General features: G+C 40.4%; 1 protein-coding gene. It reads right to left on the bottom strand.

Annotation, left to right across the window (positions count from 1 at the left end; all coding sequences use genetic code 11):
• Positions 1 to 785 (bottom strand): amidohydrolase (locus AC1DUW_RS31125; protein ID WP_477644488.1); only part of this gene is annotated, 785 nt, incomplete at both ends.

Genomic DNA, 785 nt, shown 5'->3' with positions numbered 1-785 from the left:
GCCACGATCAATAAAATCACGAACAGCGTACATGTCATTAACACGATCACCATAGTGTTGGACATATATCTCTCCGAATTCATATGGAAATGGAGGATTTGGAATAGGAACCATCTCGAGTTTTTTCATTCTCTCTTGTAAATCTGGTGAAGAAATTCCCGCGTGCTCAATCCGGTGACGATGGTTTTTTCTTGGCGATTCCTCCAACGCCCTTTCTACACAATTTAAATACATTTCAATGGCTTTATCACCTTGTGCATGTACAGTGATTTGATAGCCTTTTTTATGTGCTTCACCTAAAACCTGGTAGATTTCTTCCTCACTATAATAAAGAATGCCATAATTGTTAGAGTCACTGGAGTACGGCTCACGTGTTGCAATGGTAGGTCCGGTGCTACTTCCATCTGTAAACAATTTAGCTGGTCCAACTTTGAATCTCTCATCTCCGGTACCAGTTACCACACCAGCTTCGACCATTTTATTAACAAATTCATGGGAGTTATTTACCTGACATATCATTGCATATATACGRACACGAATATCCTTACTTTTCACAGCTTGTTGCAGTAAACGGTAACTCTCAGGACCATTTCCACCTGCCTCATGTATACTTGTTATGCCCGCTGCAACGAAATGATCTGATGCTATTTTCACAGCCTTCATCAGTTCACTTTCTGTATAACTTGCAACCTCATTCATACCCATATTTGCTGCTTCAATTAACTTTCCTGTAAGCCTTCCTGACTGATTCTTTTCAATAACTCCCCCATTAGGATCCGGTGTGT

The organism is Peribacillus sp. P4_C12 (assembly GCF_056402095.1).
This window is presented reverse-complemented; position numbering and strand designations above follow the sequence as displayed.